The sequence below is a fragment of the Alteromonas sp. MmMcT2-2 genome, from assembly GCF_022348305.1.
Lineage (GTDB): Bacteria > Pseudomonadota > Gammaproteobacteria > Enterobacterales > Alteromonadaceae > Alteromonas > Alteromonas macleodii.
On record NZ_JAKRFA010000029.1, the window covers coordinates 25,926 to 46,231 of the forward strand.

At 39.2% G+C, this 20,306-nt stretch carries 13 protein-coding genes; 2 read left to right on the forward strand and 11 right to left on the reverse strand.

Annotation, left to right across the window (positions count from 1 at the left end):
• Positions 1 to 6 precede the first annotated feature (6 nt).
• The 3 genes from MHM99_RS15345 to MHM99_RS15355 are packed head-to-tail and all read right to left on the reverse strand — an operon-like array spanning position 7 to position 4,710.
• Positions 7 to 3,027, reverse strand: coding sequence for a glycosyltransferase (locus MHM99_RS15345; RefSeq protein ID WP_239220093.1), 3,021 nt, complete (start codon positions 3,025 to 3,027; stop codon positions 7 to 9).
• Between the two features lie 54 nt (positions 3,028 to 3,081).
• Positions 3,082 to 3,408 (reverse strand): hypothetical protein, encoded by a 327-nt coding sequence (locus MHM99_RS15350; RefSeq protein ID WP_239220095.1) that lies wholly within the window; start codon positions 3,406 to 3,408, stop codon positions 3,082 to 3,084.
• A gap of 30 nt (positions 3,409 to 3,438) precedes the next feature.
• Positions 3,439 to 4,710: a hypothetical protein gene (locus MHM99_RS15355; RefSeq protein WP_239220097.1), complete on the reverse strand. Its 1,272-nt coding sequence runs from the start codon at positions 4,708 to 4,710 to the stop codon at positions 3,439 to 3,441.
• A 174-nt stretch (positions 4,711 to 4,884) separates the two neighbouring features.
• Here MHM99_RS15355 and MHM99_RS15360 point away from each other — a divergent pair, with 174 nt between their 5' ends.
• Both MHM99_RS15360 and MHM99_RS15365 read left to right on the forward strand, forming a co-directional pair.
• Entirely contained in the window at positions 4,885 to 5,580 is a 696-nt protein-coding gene (locus tag MHM99_RS15360; RefSeq protein ID WP_239220106.1) for a sulfotransferase family 2 domain-containing protein, read from the forward strand.
• Between the two features lie 18 nt (positions 5,581 to 5,598).
• A complete protein-coding gene (locus MHM99_RS15365; RefSeq protein WP_239220108.1) occupies positions 5,599 to 6,924 on the forward strand; it encodes a hypothetical protein in 1,326 nt (441 codons plus the stop codon).
• Between the two features lie 7 nt (positions 6,925 to 6,931).
• Here the strand turns inward: MHM99_RS15365 and MHM99_RS15370 are convergent, their stop codons facing one another.
• The 8 genes from MHM99_RS15370 to MHM99_RS15405 all read right to left on the reverse strand — a co-directional run.
• Positions 6,932 to 8,239 (reverse strand): glycosyltransferase, encoded by a 1,308-nt coding sequence (locus tag MHM99_RS15370; RefSeq protein ID WP_239220110.1) that lies wholly within the window; start codon positions 8,237 to 8,239, stop codon positions 6,932 to 6,934.
• A 93-nt stretch (positions 8,240 to 8,332) separates the two neighbouring features.
• Entirely contained in the window at positions 8,333 to 10,036 is a 1,704-nt protein-coding gene (locus MHM99_RS15375) for an FkbM family methyltransferase (protein ID WP_239220112.1), read from the reverse strand.
• Positions 10,037 to 10,082: 46 nt separating this feature from the next.
• Positions 10,083 to 11,579: a D-glucuronyl C5-epimerase family protein gene (locus tag MHM99_RS15380; RefSeq protein WP_171337389.1), complete on the reverse strand. Its 1,497-nt coding sequence runs from the start codon at positions 11,577 to 11,579 to the stop codon at positions 10,083 to 10,085.
• 23 nt (positions 11,580 to 11,602) lie between these two features.
• A complete protein-coding gene (locus MHM99_RS15385; RefSeq protein ID WP_239220113.1) occupies positions 11,603 to 16,159 on the reverse strand; it encodes a glycosyltransferase in 4,557 nt (1,518 codons plus the stop codon).
• 77 nt (positions 16,160 to 16,236) lie between these two features.
• Positions 16,237 to 17,454 carry a UDP-N-acetyl-D-mannosamine dehydrogenase gene (gene wecC / locus MHM99_RS15390; RefSeq protein WP_239220114.1) on the reverse strand — a complete coding sequence of 406 codons (1,218 nt, stop codon included), beginning with the start codon at positions 17,452 to 17,454 and terminating at the stop codon, positions 16,237 to 16,239.
• Positions 17,444 to 18,574 carry a UDP-N-acetylglucosamine 2-epimerase (non-hydrolyzing) gene (wecB, locus tag MHM99_RS15395; RefSeq protein ID WP_239220115.1) on the reverse strand — a complete coding sequence of 377 codons (1,131 nt, stop codon included), beginning with the start codon at positions 18,572 to 18,574 and terminating at the stop codon, positions 17,444 to 17,446. The genes wecC and wecB overlap by 11 nt, the downstream gene beginning before the upstream one ends.
• Before the next feature lies 1 nt (position 18,575).
• On the reverse strand, positions 18,576 to 18,920 hold the full coding sequence (locus MHM99_RS15400) for a hypothetical protein (RefSeq protein ID WP_239220116.1): 345 nt from the start codon (positions 18,918 to 18,920) through the stop codon (positions 18,576 to 18,578).
• A gap of 86 nt (positions 18,921 to 19,006) precedes the next feature.
• The coding region (locus MHM99_RS15405) for a hypothetical protein (protein ID WP_239220117.1) at positions 19,007 to 20,306 on the reverse strand (1,300 nt) is incomplete at its 5' end.

Here is a 20,306-nt window from a genome sequence, read left to right on the forward strand (position 1 = left end):
GGAATATTAAAAATCCACTATATTTTCATTTAAATGGTCTGCAACGATTTCGGTCTGTTCGCCAGTCAAGAAATACTCATCTGTTGCATCCCAAGTATGAGCTTCAACGTTACCTCTCCATACAATGAAGTTAAAAGGATCCGAGGCGTAAATTTTAATGCCATCTGCCTTTAAACGATTCAATAGCTCGCTATCTTCACCTCTATTAACCGCTTTAAATTTGTACTTGTGAAAAACATCAGCCTTGAATACTAGCGTAGCCCCTGCTACAAAATCTGCTTCTTGATGTTTTTTACCCGGGAAACGTTTTATTAGTTTGTCAGAACCAGATAAATACATATAAAGCTCTTTCTTACCTACAACGCCATAATCACCAAAGGTAAACGGTATTAGCATATCTTTCAGGTAATTAGCGAAATAGAAGTCATCATCATCCATTTTAGCGATATATTCGCCGTTCGCTTTCTCTGCCGCTTTGTTGAACCGTTCGCCCAGCGTCTCTTCACTATCATTAATCATTGCTGTAACACGCTTAATTTTAGAAGCGACAGACTTCAGTTTACCGATTAGCTCTTCTGACTGAGATTGGCTAAACCCTTGAAGTACTAAGATGAGCTCAATATTCGAATGGTTTTGGCGCGCCATATTAGTGACAATACGATCAATCATTTCAGGCCGTCTTGTGCAAGTAATAATGCTGACTAGTGGCTCTTCTCGCTGATTGTCAATGCCTATCGCTTTTTCAATATTCACTAAACGGTGAGCATAGGTATGCTTAGTCATGACTTCTCGATAGCCGAGGTGAGACGTTTTCTCCCAGTAATGTTCGTCAGTCAACAAGCGCTCAATAATCACATTTGCTTCATCGGCATCCTTTGCAACTTGTACTATGCCTGGGAACTGTTCTTCAATTGCTTTTGAAGGCGTAGATACAACAGGTGTGCCGCAAGCGAGCAACTCATAAACACGACGCGACATCATTGTGGGTGACTCCACTATCGTGTTTACGTTCAAGAAAACTTTAAATCGCTTGTATAGCTGCACAACTTCGGTAAAAGGTACTGCATCGCGTATAAACGGTGTGTATTGTGGCGGGAACTTGTATCTGTCGCTATCTACCTTCGACATTCTGTCATAGATAGCGCCTTCAAATTCTATAATTGATGGTAGCAACGCATCCATTTGGCGTTTACGTTCGTCATGGCCAACACCGTAGTACGAGCCAGCGAAGCAAACTGACTCAGCCTCTGACTTAAATCGATCTGAAGGGTTGCAAATTTTCTGTTGAGCGGCAAAAGGCACGGCATAAACATCCGCATCAGGCACGTCTGCTTTATAACTAGCAACTTTTTCTGAATCAGTTGTAAAAATAACGTCCGCATATTTAGCTATTGGTAAATACTTATCATAGTGCATTGGGTCTTCTTTGTTCCAAAACACAATAGGCATTTTTTGCTTAACTTGAGGAATTAGGTCTAACAACGCTTGCGCATTGTTGTGTTTCAAGCCCGGTGATGTAAATGCGTATTCCCATGTGCCCTTATTGCCCTTCCAACAACTTTCCAAGAAGCAAAAATTTGCCGTAGATGAAGCAATTTGCTCTACATAGTTAGCCCTGCTAATTGGATAGCTTGTCATTTCGTAGCGCCAGCACTCTTCAGATATTTCATCCATAATAGAAATAGCTTTAAGCTTTGGCTTTTTGATATCAAAAGCTGGGCTCTTAGGCATAACAGCGTTAGACGCGCTTTTCTTCGCGTTATCTTTCTCAGTCCACTTATTAAACTCGTTTACCATTACTTCAACATGATTTGAGAAGAGTAAATTGGTAACAGGCTGTGGTACTGGAAGAGATGCAGAAAGCTTCAGCGCTGAAAGAAGACTTTCAACATTGCCAGCATTAAAGCTTAATACCGAGTCATAATTATCTGCATACTCTTGAAGCGGTGGAACATTTGAAACCACTACCTTTTTACCAAAAGAGATGGCCTCAACTATCTTCATAGGGGGTACTATCGTACAGACCTGCTCATTTCTACGAGGAATAACAATGGTATCTATTACAGAAAAGTATTTGATTACGTCGTCGTGCGGAACTCTTCCCGTTTTTATCAGCCAAGGTGCCGAATCTATTGAATCGCTGCTTGCACCAAGTTTAGTAATTGCTGAAGCATCACCTACAAGCAACAACTTCACAGTTTGTTCTGTCGCATTTAGTTGAGCCACAGCTTCAATAAGGTCTTCAATGCCTTCGTAAGAATTGAAGCTGCCAACGTAGCCTATTACGTTGTCGTTCGCATCTATACCTAAACTTTCTCGCAGTTCCTGTGAATTTACATTTAACTGAGAGACACTTGAGAGCCCGTTAGGCACTAACTGAATTACATCGCTCTGAACACCTCGCGCAATCAATTCTTGCTTCATTGTATCATTTAACGTAAAGACACCCGTCGATTGGGCTGCAACAAAGGAATCGCGAGTCGACTGTGCTGTATAAGCTTCTGAGTCCACATATGAAGGTTGACGAGTGGCTTGAGAAAGCTCCCAAAACCCCCTCACCTCATTGAAAAAAGGCAAGCCTAACTGAGAAGCAGCCACTAGGGCTGGCAAACCTACTTTATAATCGCTGCCAGCCATAACAAATTGCGGGCGAAATAACTGAAACATTTGTACATAGTAGTCTACGGACTTACGCAAAAACTCTTCTTCACTTTCAGGTAGAAAAATTCCGTCCTTACCTGCATGGATATAGCGCACGCCGTTTACCACTTCTTGAGTGTTAACCTTCGCGTTTTCATCCAATTCCCATGGGCGGCCAGGGCGCACGAAGCACAAAGTTTCAAAGCCTTTCATATTTAATGCTTCGGCTACACCTTGCGTTCTTATTGCATAACCGTTGCTTGCATAGCTAGCACCATGGCTAACTATATATGCGATTCGACCAGCTATGTGTCGTTTAATAGGGTTGAGTTCAAATGCAGCTAGGCTAGATGCGACTTCAGTTAATCTATCTTGTGCTAAGTCCATGGCAATACTTTTATAATTTGAAAATTTGAAAAAAGGCAATGACGATATTTGTTCTTACTGCATATCGAACAGTTTGTTGCGCAAGTTCTGCGCTTCAAAGTAGTATTTTTCTAAGTTAGCTTGAGTTTCCTCTAGCTGCTCTTCTGCATATGAAGGAGAAGAGGCACTACTTGCTGCGAAGTTAGGCAGAGGTACTTTTACGGTTTCTTCTCCATTTTCAAGCTGCGCAAGTCGTTTAGTACACAACCAAATATTTGCTTTAAACAAATGCTCGCCATACTTCTTGCTTGCCTTCTCATACAGTGCTTTGGCCAACTCATACTGACCTTGAGAAAATAGAAGACTAGCTTGCTCTATAATCGAGCCTTTCTCATTATTCATAGGTATAAAGTTCCTTTAATTCGAAATGGCCTAAAAAGAAGAAAACCTGTTCGGCGCTCTCTTTTCGTCTTTTCCGTATTTCAAAAAGTGTAATAGTGGATTCATTCCAGACTTAGCTACATCAGTATTTCTTTTCAAATACCAGTCTCCATCGAACTCAGTAGACGGTCGTCGCCCTTCTTTTGCCCCGAAGACCAAATAATGCTCAGCTGGGTCTACACCAGACTCCTTTACATCTTTGTAAGTCGAAAGGTACCAATCTGCGTCAAAGTAATCACTGCTGTAAACAAGAGCCACATTCTCAAGTAACTCCCTTCGTTGCTTAGCATTCCGGCTTACTTTGGCATTTAATTTGTCTATGCTCTTAGAGACTTTCCAAGAAGGTGACTGTTTAATTGAACGCAGCTCAGCGACTTGCAAGCGCAACTGTTTTTCCGCTTGAGACTTACGCTTAAGCTTTGCGTTAAGCTTCTCGTTTTCTAGCTTTAGTTCGTTGTTTCTTGCGGCTTGCGCAGCGATATCTTTCGATTTGTTAGAAGAAGTGAGCCCTCCTCCCATTTCCAACTGATGCTGCAACACAAAAAGTTGTGAGGTTAGTACCGAAATATCTTGCTCTAGTGAAGCTTCTTTAGAGCGCTTCAAACTCGTTAAATTAGCAACTTCAATCTGCGTGCGAGTTAATTGCTCAATTAAGATTTGGCTCTCTTCTTTGCTTTGATATAGCTCTTGCATGCTTTCTATGAGGAAGTTTGCGGCATCTTTATGAGAGGAATCAGCATATAGTTGAGCATCACAACCAGTCACGAACAACTGCTTAATTTGGCTGTATAAAGACTTTATTTCAGGCTCTAGCTTTAATATTGACTTTGCGCTGTCAATTACACGCACAGAGAAGTCAGGCGTTTGTATATCAGAAAAGTAATGCGCTATTGCCTTTCCTGCGTCGCTACTGCATAGATCACTCGCTAGGTTATCGACAGAATACACATGGTCAATCAATTCACTTTCAGCAAGTAAATGCGTTGCTTTTAGGTTGTTAATTACGGCTTGTAGGGTAAATTCTTCTTTACTACACAAAGCTGCAGCTAGTTGAAACTCAGGAGGAAAAGTAACCAGCGCTACCTGAGCACTTTCTAGCGTCTGCTTCTGCTGGCTGAGATCTGCTTTCGTTACAGGCTTTACGACAACATTAAGCACTTTCGAACTATCGGAAGAAGCAATTGAGTTGACCGTGTACAAAGATAAAGATTTACACAGCGCTTCCCACAACACCGAGTGTTCAGCTGTACAAACTAAAAACATTAAATTCCTCTCAAACCTAGCAAAGGGATACTTTTAGTCAGTGACCCTTCCGTGTTATTAGCCATTCATGATAACAAACTGGAATGTATAACTCATTTAAAACTTTGTTTGGTCGCGTGTGGTAGAAACAAAAGTTCTGTTATACTGAGCCGCTAGCAAGGTTTCAGATGTACTATGACATTAATTAGAACGCTTTCATCACTATTTCGATTCAAACACGGAACAGCACAGCCCGAAGACATACAGTGGCTTTCATATCACATCCCAAAAACGGCTGGCAGTTCTCTTCGCCAAATGTTTTACAGGGAATTTGGTCGTTCTAGTGTTTTTGATGTTTACCGCCCTGACGAAGCAAGGTCTCTGGGGCAAGGAAACGCGATTCAAGTTTCTGCCCGCTCACAAGTGGTACACGGCCATTTTAAACCCCACCCTAGACATAGCGAGCTCTTTCCTAGCGCTAACAGCATGGTCTGGGTGCGCGACCCCATTCAGCGTATTTGGTCTTTGGTGGGACATTTGCTAGATCTGCAATGGAAACACCCTCACTATGAAACCATTCATAATATATATGTATCGAAGGGTATCGAAAACCAATCTGACATCGTAGAAAGGATAATAAAAGAGCGCTCGATACCTTATATGGTAACTACCTACTCACGATTTTTTTCGGAGGTTGGTATTCAAGAGTTTAGTTTTGTAGGCTCGATGCATAACTTTGCGACCTCAATTGAGTTCCTAAATAAAGAATTTAATTTGTCGTTGAAACCACTGCATCGAAATAGCCGCACAAAAGCAGGAATCCCTAGCACTTTAAGCAATTTAGAATATTTAATGGAAGATGAATATAGTCTGGTTGATGACTATCTTTGATAGGATGATAAGAAAGTAATGGCAGTTTTTACAATTTCTGTAAAGCAGGCGAGCACTGACGTCAGTGATAAATTCAAATGGTGTTTGGATGAGCCCAGCAACGGTGCTGAGCACGAAGGAAACCTTATTGAAAAAGAAGGCATTAGAATAAAAGGCTGGCTTCTTAAAAAACTTCAGAATAATGCGTCTTTAGTGTTACTAGACGGATACGAGATTTTTCCACTTGAATTGAATACTAAAAGGCCTGACGTAATCGAGAAAGTGGCTTTGATAGAACGCGACTTTCAACAAGAAGTACTTTGTGGTTTCGACCATACTTTAATTCCCAAATCGTCTAATTTAGCTATAGCAATTGTTCACAATAGCCACTTTTACGTAATTTACGAATTAAGTATAGAGGGCGTGTTTAAAATATTAGAAGGCGAAGATAAGTGGTTGTATCTTGATAACGACACCAACAAAAGTGTTGAACAGTTTACAGGTAAAACAAAACTCAGTTGGGCAGAAAAGAAAAATTGGGCTGATTACGCCAACACTTTTAGCACCTTGCCGCTGAGTCAAGCTGGAAAGAGTGCATTTCTTATTGCCCCTTCTAAAGAATTCGTTGTTGAAGAGCACTACCCTTTCAAAAAATCAAAACATACACCGCTAGACCAATTAACTAAGCTTGTTGATGACTCTTTCAGCTTAGTTACACCAATTGATGCGCTGAAGCACTTTGAAGAACGAACCTTTCGAGTTTGTGACACGCATTGGAGTTGTCATGGTGCTAGAGTAGCTACGATGGAAGTGGCAAAAAAGTTAGGCTTAGACTGCGCTCCCATAGAAAATCTCTTCAAAAATGATATATACGTAGAGCGTGTAATGGCTGGCGACCTTGGCTCTAAAATTTACCCAACTCAAAGGCATGCTGAAGATTTTCTTACTACGTTTAACTATAACCGAGTGGTTGTTTACGATAACAATCTTCCCAATTTTGGCAGGGCTTTTATTTTAGATAACCCTGACGCTTTAAACGAACAAACCTTATTAGTATTCGGCTCGTCTTCTGTTTATTCCATGTTTAACTATTTAGCCAGAATTTTCAGAACCGTAGTATTTTTCCATACCGCAGGTAACATTGATAAAGAGTTGGTTGATAAGATAGCACCTGACTTTTTGTTAGCTCAGTCTAACGCAAGGTTTGTAGTAAAAGCGCCTTCGTTTGATATTAAGATTTCGGATTATATAAAGGACAAAAAGCGCAGGTTAACTCATTTACCCGACGTAGTTCATAATACTGAAAAAACGTCTGCCATTGTAACCAGCCTTGCTCGAGTACTTGACGAAATGAACGCAAAATAAAGACAATTTAGACATTTGTGCTGTACAGCGTTTTTAACGCCACATCTTCTAAAGCAGTAGTTGGTAACTCTTTATCCATTGTTAATTCAACGCGAAGTCCCTTAGGAGGCTGAGTAAACTCGTTGACTAACCTGAATGTTGTGTTGCTACCAGTTTTTAATAGGTAAGGGTAAAGCGCGCTCTCATTTACCATGTTTACCACAAGCCGCTTGTTTCTGTAAGTCTGGTTAGTAAACACCGTATAAGCATGTTCTGCTTCATATATATTACTGACATTAGCAACCAAATGAACGTTCGGTAAGTGATCGGTAATAGCTATACCAATTCTATTGCAAATTTGTTTTAGCCTGTCTGCCACCGTATGTTTGCTTAGCACCTCACGCACGCCTTTCTCAACTACTTTTCTGTATTCGCTTTCGTCTTGCATTTTCTCTAGGAAGCTTACAATTTCATCAGGGTTATCGCTGGCACAAACAATATCGCCAAATTGCTCAACAACGCCTTTAGAATAATTACTAACTACAGGCGTACCAGAAGCTAACGATTCATATACACGGCGAGCAAACATAGTAGGGCTTTGTTTAACTGAATTCATGTTGATTGTGTACTTATAGCCTTTATAAGCTTTCCACATTTCATCTGGCTTTAAATGACCAACCACGCTTTGCTTGAACCTTTCAGGAAACTTTAAGTTCGACTCTTGTCGATGAAGGCATCTGTCAAAAATATCGTATTCAACATTTGCTCTTTTTAGTGCGTCAATTAACACGTCAAAATCGGCGCAGCGTTCTTTTTTAGTTGAATAATAGGAACCGGCGAAAGCAGCTTTATTTTTTCGAGGAATAACTTCTGAAGGGTTATGTATTGCGGGCTGGCAAAAGAAACATAGAGGCTCTGCATCTATCCCGTAGTCTTTCTTATAGCTTTCGACCATATTTGCATCTGTAGTAAATACAAAATCGAATAACTTGGCTGTGGGGGCAAATTTGTCGTAATGAACGGGATCTTCTTTAGACCAAAAAACCGTAGGGATCCCTTCCTTTTTACAGTACTCGACAACCTTGGCTAACTCATCCATTTGATTTGGTGCATTATATGAATTGCCATATATAAGGCTGCCCCACTGATTATTATTTCCGAACCAACAACTTTCTACGAATAGGAAATCGGGTTGAGCTTGCTTTACTTCTTCTTTCCAATTCGATGGTGAAATTGGAAATAAATTAGTGTCTTTTTCAATGCATATAGAGGAAAATCCATCAAGTATCGCTGCAACTCTAATGGAATGTAAAGTCGGCATTGTTTCAATAATCAATTTTTAACCTCACAGACTGCCCAGTTTTTATAAGATACATAATTTGCTAGATCAACTCTAAAATTAAAAACACCATCAGATTATTTTTAATAGTTAAAAATCATTAAAGTTAAGCTCACGCCCAGAAGATAGAAAATATATATACCCTTCCTTATTGCTCTCCACTGCAATACACTTTTCTTTTTCCGAAAAACCACTGATCTTTGACTTTGGAATCAGAGAAATAAATTTAAACCCCGTTTCTTGCAGAGTAATGCGAAGCATTTTTGAGTAATTATCATTTACGAGTTTTTCAGCGAAAAATATCTTATCATCACCATATCCTGTTAAGATATCTCTGAAGGACGCCAATGAAAAGTTGAGGTCACTATAAAACTGGTCTAAAAATAATATGTATGTCCGTCCAATCAAGTCAATTTTTAATTCTGAAATTAAAGAACCAATCTCTAGGTCATTTTCTACATGATAAATTTTAACTTGACTATTTTTCCCATGAGTAAGGATTTTACTGAAGTTAACGAGACTTAAAACGCAGTTTTTGGAATTAGAAAATACATGGCAATTTTTAACCCTAAAGTCAACAGCAGCCTCTAGTGTTTTTGTTACTGTTGGACCACTTCCTAAGATTATAAGATTGTTCGGGCAGCTTTGTTTTAAAGTATGGATAAGTGGACTTATATCAATATCAAAATATCCGTGGTCTTTATTCTTCTCCATTTTATTGATATATGATAAATACTTACTTGGACTACCATAAGAATTTGGGATTGCAGATTCAGCCCTGTAACCTTTTGGCGCTTCTTTAATAAACTTCCCTACTACTACTTTTTTTTCCGGGATAGCAGCTTCTCTTACAAACGCTTTTACCTCAACTTCTTTTTCATAATCAGGAAAAGAAAAAGAAGCTTTTCTATCCAGAGAATACCACCTCTCACTAATTTTTTTTCCATCGACTAACAAATAAAAGGCAACCTCTGGATTATCAAAGTATCCCTCAGATAAGGTCACTGTAGCTTCGATTTTCTTTTCAGTTTCTAGCGTTAAATCTACTGAATTTTTTATTGTGTCAACTTTAAGGTGTCGCTCTGATCTTACCTCAGTAAAGTACGATACAGCATAACCTATGGCTTTGTTCACAAATGCTAAATCGGAAAAGTTGTTGATATTGCTGAAATAAAAATCTTGACCGGCAGTAAAGAATTTAAAATAACCCAATTCCCTGAATACTTGCTCTATTTTATCACTTAAGAAACACTCTATTTGAACGATGCATGGCGAACTTGAAAGAAGCTCCCTCGCTCCTTCAAGCACAGATATTTCATGCCCCTCCACATCAATCTTTAGCGCCAAAACTCGGCCTCTTAGGTCCGTTAGCGAATCGAGCTTAATACTCTTTAACTCTCTAACTTCTTTGTAGAGTGAAGCTTCGTGTATAGAAGTTTCAACGACACCATTTATTCCCGACATAGGAGAGTGGCTACCAAACTTAGTCGTTCCATCCATATTTGAAACTATGACTTGATGTGGCGAGACCTTTCTTTGAATAGCGTTTAAAGTTAAATTTTTTTCCATTTCTTTAAATGCGTGTGTATCAGGTTCAAAGGAATGAACTACTTCAACACTCTCAGCTAAAGTGGAAACAAGGCTGTAATAACCCACGTTCGCGCCAATATCGATAACAACCTTGGCGCCAGCATGATGGATAAAACTCAAAAAAAGAAAGGGTTGCAATGCTTCATGCTGCTCCGTCAATTCATTTCTTTTGATTGATTTTTCGCTCCAAATAAAACAGTTCATCCACCTTCCTCTAAAGCTAAGTGCTAAGTCACCTTAGCCATTTTCATCAAAATACTACTGTTTGTGTTCTTCTAATAACAGGATTTAACTCTAAGCTTTTTACGTAACATTCAAATTGATACTCGCCAGGCTCTGTTGGCTCAAAGTAGAAACTGTTATTCTTATCGTAAAGGTATTTTTTATAAATTTTCCCATTCAGAAACACATAAAAAGCAAATTTTAATTTTATACCAGTTGCATTTACTTCAACTTCAAATGCATTCATACTTCGGTTAAGCGATATATCATGAATTTCAGTTTTCGGTGGTTCCTCTAGCGCAATGATTTTTTCGCTGTTTGCCCCAGTTTTATTACCGAAAACGTCTCTTATGTAAATTGCAACATAATATTCTCCTGGTTCCTCAATCTCAAAACTCTTAAATGACTGTTTTCCGAAACCTGAACGCTTGAATTTCTGTCCATCCTTCATTAGATAAAATGCATACTCAATTTCGTCTTTATCGATACTAGGATCGTTATAATTTACGTTCGCAGTAACGTGACTACCTAAAACAATGAATCCATCATTACTGTTTATCTGTAAATCTATATTACTTTCCACCAATCGAAAATAAGATTTATTTCCTTGTGAATAGCTAATCCAACGCTCCAAGACCTTTCTAATAATTTGATCTTCTTCAATTGACAATAATGCACTCAATAACCGAATGTGAGTAAAGTGATATCCAATATGATACTTTGCTGGATTTCCGGGAATTGTTATGTGGGTCAAGTCATATGCAGAAATATCCTTCAAATCAAACATTGAAAGGCAGTGACGGAGGGACTCTAACCCTATTTCGAACCTATCACTATATTTGGTTGAACCGGTAAGCATAAACCCGTCATATAACCCAAGTAGTGAAAACATAAAACCGTTGAGGATATGAGACTTATTTGGCGTTGTATATTCCTCATACCATGGATATTTATCAAAAATACGACTTAATACACCGCCATTCTCAACATCTTCATAAAATGGCAATACACCTTTTTCAACAGCCGCTAAGTAATCAATATCATCAAATAGATAATAGGCTCTTACTAAACAGCTTATACAAAATCCCTGTGCTAATGCCGATGTCCAACCAGGTTCAAGTTTTCCGGTCTCGCGTACGGCGTAAAAATATTCAAAGTCTGACTTCCACGCGCCAGATTCTGTGTTTTGTGTCTGCGCTAGAAAATTAGCAACTGCTCTCACTTTTTCCAAATGTCGAGGATCTTGAGTTTTGTAATACTTGCTAACCTGTTCGAGACCATATATCGCTATCGTTATTGGGTAGTAGTGATACTCGCCTCTTCTAGAGATATTTAATTTTGGTATTCCGTTACAATCAAAAACAACGTCTTTTCCTTCAACACTCTGCATGTCAAAGTTCAAATATGCTTTATCATATGAATAAGAGTCTAAAAAAACCATCGTGCCAAGCTTAGTCTCTTTTACTTGGTACTTCACTTCCCTTCTAGAAATTTGTTTGGTAGTTGTTTTGGAGGTTTCTTTCATATTGTAGTCTTCTTTAATTCAAATTAGTTGAGGAGCAATAGCTCTTGATTAACTATTTTTTGTTTAGATACTTGATATCTAGCACGTTTGGAAGCTCCATCTGACAAGCTTAAAAATCTACTATGGTCGAGATAAAGTGATGCTAGCGCATCTGCCATACCACAATAATCTTCTCCTTCAACTAAAATACCAGAATCGCCATCTATAAACTCCGGGATGGCCGTTACGCCATTTGATATAACAACTAACCCCGATGACATGGCTTCGTCTTTCGATACACCTTGTGCATCCATTCGAGTTGGGCAGAGAAATATTCCAAACTCTTTGTGATATTTAGCAATGTCAGTTTGAGCCAAAAAGCGTCTTTCTATCTTCACATTATCAAAATCTGCAATCGGTGCTAGGGTTTCATCAAAAAGTTTACCGTCGCCCATGAAAAGAAACTCAAATTCGTTAAAAAATGGTTGTTTTGAAAGCTCTAGAACTGCATTCACACTCAAATCATTGGCATACTTTCTTGAAGCATATGGTCTTATCGAAAGAACTTTAAGTCTCTGTTCTGGCGGTTTTGGAATATAATCGAACAGGTCGGTATCTACAGGGTTATGAATAATTTCATACTGGTCAACTGGTAGCCTAAATCCAATATCCTCCATAACTTCTTCCGCAAAGTAATTGGAAACGAAAATGAGCTTAAGATTTTTGTGCATCTTATTCAAAATACTTCGCCAAAAACCTAGTCGTATATCACTTTGTTTTTTCGCTAATTCTAGCTGTTTCTCATCTGTATAATTATATTCCCTACGCCACCAAGGTTGTATCTCTGCGCCGTGAATCCACACAAAGACATTAATTTTGTGAATGTACTTTTCAATCACCTCCCACATGTCAGAGTCGAGGAAGTGAACAAGTAAGTTTTTATACTGACCACTACTCAGCATGCGTTGTAAGGCAACTGCAGAACCTGAAGTAACGTCGACGTTTTGGAATTCATGCCATGTTACAGGTTGATCCTTTCTAAATCTGAAAGTATCGACGCGAATCCCTCTCTCCATGTAAGCTGCAACTCTACTGTGAACAAATCCATTTCTATAAAGATCGTCGTAGCTAGGATAGTGGTTTGTAAGGAGTAATGTATCTGAACTACCTATCAATCTTGTGGGAGACAGATCTTTTTCCCCCAATAACAAGCCTTTTACGGTGCACTGACCAGATTGATACACCCTGAAGCCTAATTTTGCGTACACAGCTCCATCTGGACGCAAAAGAACGTTGTTTTTGTTGGGTTTAATTATCTCATGGTGCAGACGCGTCATGTTGACGTCGAAGAAGATAACTACAAACGAAAGATTTAACCCAGGAGTAACCTCTAAATGGAAAGGGATTTCATCTAATTTTTCGCTCTGAGAGAACAACTCATCTATTGAAAATATTTTTTTATCAATGGTATAGATATATGTATGCTTTCCATCTTCTAATGACGAAGATATCTGCATCCCTTCATTGTCTAACGTTATAGTGCAATCCTTAGTAGACGTTTTAGGAAACATTTCAAACAATGTTTTAGCATCAAAATGAGGAGCAGAATCTTCAGAGTGAACAACGGCTTCAATCTTTTCTGAAAGTTCTTGTAATTCTCGTACGCTACATCCAGTATCGAAGTCATCGTCTTCAACTTTGCTCAAAAAGCTCTCTTCATTTTTGAGTGTCACATTTTTGCAATAATTGAATATATCGATTGATTGTGAGTTATCTTCTTTGTAAGAGCCAAATGTAACATCACTTAACCAATCTTTTAGTTGAATATCTTGAGCAAGCGGTGAAATTGCACAGCATCGTTTTGGAATATCGATTGCACTTTTGTAACTACTTCCATCACTTCTTAACACTAATTTGTTTTCGGCCTCTTCAAAATAACTGCTTTTTCCGATAAATAACGCATCAGTGAAACGCGTCGCAAGAAAGATATCCAAGAGGTAATTGCTGCCATATAAGTCCAATGACGAAAAATAAGTAAGCCAACTAGAAGAAGAATGAAGCTTAAACAGAGACTGCCCTGAAACATCGTCTAAAGTTAGGACACTGAAATTCATAATTGCGTTTTCAGTTAACTTTTCTGCTATACCCTTTGTACTAAAACGATCAACAAGTACAACAACTTTCTTTATCTCATAGCTTTGACGCTTGACGTTGTCGATAAACCTAGATAAATCGCTCTCTTCTTGAACTAATGTAAAAACAACTACATCAGGCAATACATGTTCTGCGCTATTTGCAAATACTTTCTGTAATATGTAGTTAAATCGGTCTTCATAGGTGTGCTCTGAAAGAATTTTTCTAAGTCCTGCGAGCCTCAATTTGTCTGTTTGATAGGCATTGCTCTCTAAAGCTTTAAGCCTTCTAACAATCTCATTTCCACTATCGCTAACCTGAACTAGGTCACCGAACATTAATCTCACGCCTCTCGAAAAATTACTTACTGTGACAGTATTACTACCCAACAATTCATAAACGCGGCGTGCAAACATTGTTTGGCTTTGCTTTATTGAGTTTAGATTTATTGCGTACTTGTAACCTTTGTATGCTTTCTGAATTTCAGCAAACGGTAAAGTACCGACGATATGCTTATCAAAACTCTTTGGAAATTTGTAGTTTGGATCATTTTTGCCGAAGTTTCTGTCATATATCTCGACCGGCTTAAAGTTGGGGAAAGACTCTATGAAATCTTCTAGGTCTCTTGTTCTATCTGGATACTTAACATAATAAGCTCCAGCAAATGAGAATGCGTCCTTTCTCTCAAAAGTTTCAATTGGATTAGTAAGTTTTGGCTGGCATGCAAAGGGCAAAAAATAAACCCTATCGTGTCCTAATGCGGCTTTATACCGTTCTACACAATCAAGATCTGTTGTAAAGACCAAATCAAACAACTTGGCCGTATTTAGGAATGTTTCAAAGTGAATTGGATCTTCTTTATTCCAAAAAACAGTAGGTATTTTTCTCTTATTGCACCATTCGACAATATTAATAACTTCTTGCGATCGGTGGCCAACTTTTGAGCCCCATAGCTCGTCTTTACCTCTCCAAGCAGACTCAATAAAGAGAAGCTCTGGTTCAAATCCCGTTAGTTCGTCTAAGTAGCCGTCAGGGGTTAACTGACAAAGGTTAGCTTCTGGGCTATACGATTGAAACGTAAAATCGTCCATGATACATGCAACTTTTTTCTTCCCTGCATTGTTTTTATGAGGCTGCGAGACTTTAAATGAATCGGCCAGATTCAAAGCCATTGGCTCTACTACACAATCCCAAGTAAGTTTTTCTTCAATCAATTTTCGTGCTGCGGCAAGCTTCTCTTGGATAACTCTTTTATCTTCGCTTCTCAACTTTGTTATTGATTCACAAAGAGATTGGACATTTCCTTTTTCATATAACCAACCAAACTTTCCATTCGCTAAAAGCTCTACTTGCGGTGCAACATTCGAAGCAATTACGGGTTTATTGAATGCCATGTACTCCAAAGGCTTTAATGCACTTACGAGTTCACACACTATGTCAGGCTTTCTTGGAACAACGCATGCGTCTACAGCTCGAATATAATTCCCTACCGCTTCATGAGCTACTCTTCCAGTAAAGACTACTTGGTTTTGCAGACCTAACTCTATCGCTTGCTTCTTAAATCTCTCTAAGACTTCATCACGCTTGTCGGAATCATTTACTGGATTATTACCACCTACTACAAGCAATTTTACTTTTTCATCTTTAAGAGACGCTATGGCTTGCAAAAGAGTATCTATACCTTCGTAATCTGTGAGCGCACCAACGTAGCCAAGAAGGAATGTATCTTCATAGTCATTAAAAAATTCATTACGGTGTTTTGTACTCTTGCTTTCAACATTGGAAACGGAGGGAGCTGCATTAGGCACTAAGCTTATGCTTGCGCGATTAGCTCCACGTTTCACTAACTCTTGAACCATCGAGGTATTCAACGTGTAGAGCTTATCAGCGTTTGACACCAAGAAGCTTTCTAGTTCTACTTGTTCGTGATAACCATCCGAGTCCTCCCAATCAGGGTCTCGGGATAATCGCGATATCTCCCAAAAGCCCCTTACTTCGTAATGAAATGGAAGTCCTAATTTTTTTGCTGCAATATACGCTGGGAAAGCAACTTCATAATTTGAGGCTGCCAAAACGATTTCTGGCCGATATACTTTAAATAGCTCCTCATACTTTAGTGCCATCACTTTAACTCTTTCAAACACATCTTTAGGTACTAAAAAGTTTTCCCATGGTGAGTGAATGTAAGTAACGCCATCTACTTCTTTTTGGAGTTCTGAAAATTCTCTCTTTGCACCAAAATCCCAAGGTCTACCAGGCCTTATTAAGCACAGAGTATCAAAACCGCGCTTATTGAGTGCGGCTGCAATTCCATGAGTGCGAATAGCATAACCATTACTCGCGTAACTTTTTCCGTGACTTACTGCATAAGCTACACGCTTATTAATTGGCGCATCTAATGTCGTTTGTGAGGAACTTTCGATTATTGCTTGCTTGGCAAAGTCAATTATTTGATTAGCTTTATTCATTGAAAAGAGTTTCTTAGCGTGGAAAATGACAAGTATGAGAAGCGACGTGGTGAGTTTGCTCTCACCACGTAAAGAATTTATTTAAACAAGCCAGCAAAATCTAAAGTTTTGCTACTCTTGCTATGAGCTTTAAATTGGCTATGGGCAACTAAGTAGACAAGAATATCTGCGTTGTCTGCTTGCTCTTCTGATACAAGTTTTAGCCCATCAAAACTCTTAATATTGGGCTCAACGGCTACCACGTCATTAGTTTCACTTAAAGCTTGAGTAATATATAACGCTGGTGATTCACGCAAGTCATCAATATCAGGTTTAAAAGCTAAGCCCATGCATGCCACTTGTGGCTTTCTACCGTTTTCTCTTTCAAACTCAAGTACGGCGTTTTTAACTTTTTCAACTACCCACTCAGATTTGTAATCGTTAGTTCTGCGGGCTTGCTCAACCATTTTGGCTTTGCCATTAGCAGAGTTAACAATAAACCAAGGGTCTACTGAGATACAGTGACCACCTACACCACAGCCAGGTTGCAGAATGTTTACGCGTGGATGATGGTTGGCAAGTTTAATCAACTCGTAAACATCAATATCCATGTCGTCTGCAAGCATTGAAAGTTCGTTAGCGAATGCAATATTTACATCTCTAAACGCGTTTTCTGTCAGCTTTGCCATTTCGGCTGTTTTCGACGTAGTTTCAAGCACTTCGCCTTCAACAAATGTTCTGTAAAATTCTGCTGCCGCTTTAGTAGATGCGTCGTCAACACCGCCCACTACACGATCGTTCTCAATAAGTTCTCGCATTATGTGGCCAGGCAGAACACGCTCTGGAGAGTGGGCTACGTGAATTTGAGATAAATCAACACCGGCCGCTTCTAGTTCTTCAGCCATCATTTCTGTTGTGCCTACCGGCGATGTAGATTCTAGTAAAACTAGGTTCCCTGGCTTAACATATGGCGCTATCGCTTTTGTTGCACTCTTCACGTAATCTAAGTTAGGAACCGGTGAGTTCGTCACTTCATTAAGTTGGTCGTGATGAAACGGGGTAGGCACAGCAACCAAAAAGATGTCTGCTTCTGCTGGCTCTAGGTGAGCACTTAACATACCGCTATTAACCGCTGAAGAAACGAAAGTGTCTAATTCTGGTTCAACAATGTGTATTTTACCTTCATTGATAGTATCTACAGCATGCTTGCTAACGTCTACACCATGTACTTTATAACCGCGGTTTGCCAAAAGCGCAGCCGTTGGTAAGCCAATATATCCCATACCAACAACGCATACTGTTTTATTAATTTCCATTAACTTTCTCTCTTAACACTTCAATAATTCTTTCACATGCTTTGCCATCACCATAAGGGTTGTGGGCAAAACTCATTTCTTCATAAGCTTTTTCATCGGTTAATAACTGATTTAAGCTTGCGGTAATTTTATCTACGTCAGTACCTACTAGTTTAACGGTACCAGCACTAACTGCCTCTGGCCTTTCTGTTGTGTCACGCATTACTAGTACGGGTTTACCTAAAGACGGCGCTTCTTCCTGAATACCGCCTGAATCGGTCAGGATAATATGAGCCTGATTCATAAGATAAACAAAAGGCAGGTAGTCTTGCGGCTCAATGAGCGTGATATTTGGCACGCCTTTTAGCAGGCGATTAACAGGTTCTTGCACATTTGGGTTTAAATGCACTGGGTAAACAATCTGGCATCCTGGGTGTTGCTCTGCTGTATAGGCAAGTGCTTTACAAATGCGCTCGAAACCACCACCAAAGCTCTCTCTTCTGTGGCCTGTAACCAATATCAACTTTTTATCTTTATTTAAAAAGCTGAAACGCTCTGCCATTTCATTATTCAGCGCTGTGTCATTTTTTAGCTTAGCGCTTACATCTAATAGAGCATCGATTACCGTATTACCAGTTACCGTAATATTTTCTGGGGCTACAGCCTCATTAAGTAAGTTCTGCTGCGATGTCTCTGTAGGCGCGAAATGATATGTAGTAATAGCACCAGTCAGCTTTCGGTTTGCCTCTTCTGGCCACGGAGAATAAATATTCCCTGTGCGTAAGCCGGCTTCCACATGACCTACCGCAATTTGCTGATAATATGCTGCTAGACTAGTAGCAAAAGTGGTTGCCGTGTCGCCATGAACTAAAACCACGTCAGGTTTGAAATCGGCTAGTATCGGCTTAATACCTTGCAGAATATTAGTGGTTACATCCGTCAGATCTTGACCTGGCTTCATAATATTTAGGTCGTACTCTGGCGTAATTTCAAACAACCCTAAAACCTGGTCTAGCATTTCACGGTGTTGCGCTGTAACACAAACGCGTGCGTCAATTCCCTCTTGTTCTGCAAGTTTTATTGCGAGGGGGGCCATTTTTATTGCTTCAGGCCTTGTTCCAAAAACGGTTAATACTTTCATTTTAATTTCTCTGCATTAGCTGAAGTTTTAGGGATTGCGATTGCTGGTAGTACTCTTCAAGCAATTGTTGCGTTTGCTCTAGCTGCTTTTTTTGTTTTAAGAAGTTTTCTGCAGTATAGAATTCAGTGTTGGCCGTTACTACACTGCTATTTGTATTAGAGGAGGTGTTAATAGAATTTTGGCGTTTTTTACATAGCCATATACTAGCTTCAACTAAGTCTGTGCCTAGTGTTTTAGCCGCTTGCATGTAATACTGCTCAGCTTCGCTGAACTTATTTTCTTTAAAGAGGCGATTAGCTTCTTTAATTAGCGAGTGATTTTCGTTTAGTTTATCCATTTTTTCCAACTACTTCCAGTGTACCACAGAGATAAAAATCGACGCGAATGATAACAAGCACCTCTGCAATACTCAATAACTAGGGGAACTTATGCTTAGGGTTGAATATTAAATATTGTTGCGCCCTTGGGCGTATTAAAATGCTCACTGGTGATTGCCAAACGACGGCGTTTGCTCTCATCTTTCCACTTTACCGATAAGCCACTATTTTCATTTGCATTATTATTCAAAAAGAATGTAAGACTACACCGAGAAAGATAGTCTAGTACTAAAGGTAACGCCCAATATGCCATTTGTGCTTCGTCGCTTTCATTCGCACCGCCAGTAACAATTACTAAGACTCTTGCTTTATCTGCACTAATAGTACGTTTTAATTCTAGTAGCTTTTCTGCGCAATCATAAAAGAGTGCACCTTCAAAAGAACCATCAATACTAGGAACAGAGACTAATGGGGCATGGCATAACTCTACGTAGGCGTCTACCCCTGCATTGCACAGAAGCTCTTTTGTTTTTTGACCATGCTCATAACTTTCTTCAAAGCTAACTATATGCTTGGGCAACGCATTAGCTATATCACTTATATTACTTTTATCTTTCAATAAGTTATCGCTGTTGCGTTGTTGTGCACTTCTATCTTGCAAAGCGCTGGCAGCTACAACTGTACTTAATCCACTACCGAATTCAATGATTACATCATAATTGTTTAAGGCTATTAATGATGATAACTCGGCCAAATTAGGTGCATCCATTGAACGTGAGTCTATTGATATAGGTAATCTAGACAAAGCTGAGAGCTTTCTTAACTCAAGCTGGCTTGCTATATTGCTTTTTTGCTCTTCATTGCATCGCGTTACGTGCTTACCTAATGCATTTGCTATTTCTATATTATCTTCGCTTTGTTTGTTTAGTAAAGACGTAAGCTTTTGTTCGAGTTCACCTACCGCTGATGCGGTTTCTTTACTAGAGACCAAAAGTGCATTCTCACGTTTTAATGCTTCAACTTCTTTGCTCAAGGCTTCCGCCTGCTGCTTTCTACTAACAAACCAACCATGTGTTTCTTTCTGCTTTTCCTCGCATGCCTTTAGCTTCGCATTGAGTTCTTGAATTTCATTTATATGCGACTCTTTACTTTGCTCAAAGCTAACCTGAAGGTTATTAATAGTTGCTTCAAGTACTTTCTCATTAGCTTGTAAGCCTTCATTATCACCAAGGTATTGTTGTGATTTCTGTAGCTCTGCACGCAATTGCTCTTCTTGCTTATATATAGTGGCGTTATGTTGCTCAATTTCTTTATTGGCTTCGATTAATTGTGCATTTAGCTTATCTTTTTCGTTTTTGAGTGCACTGATTTGGGCTTCACTATTTTGTGCCTTTTCTGTAACTGCGTGTATCTCG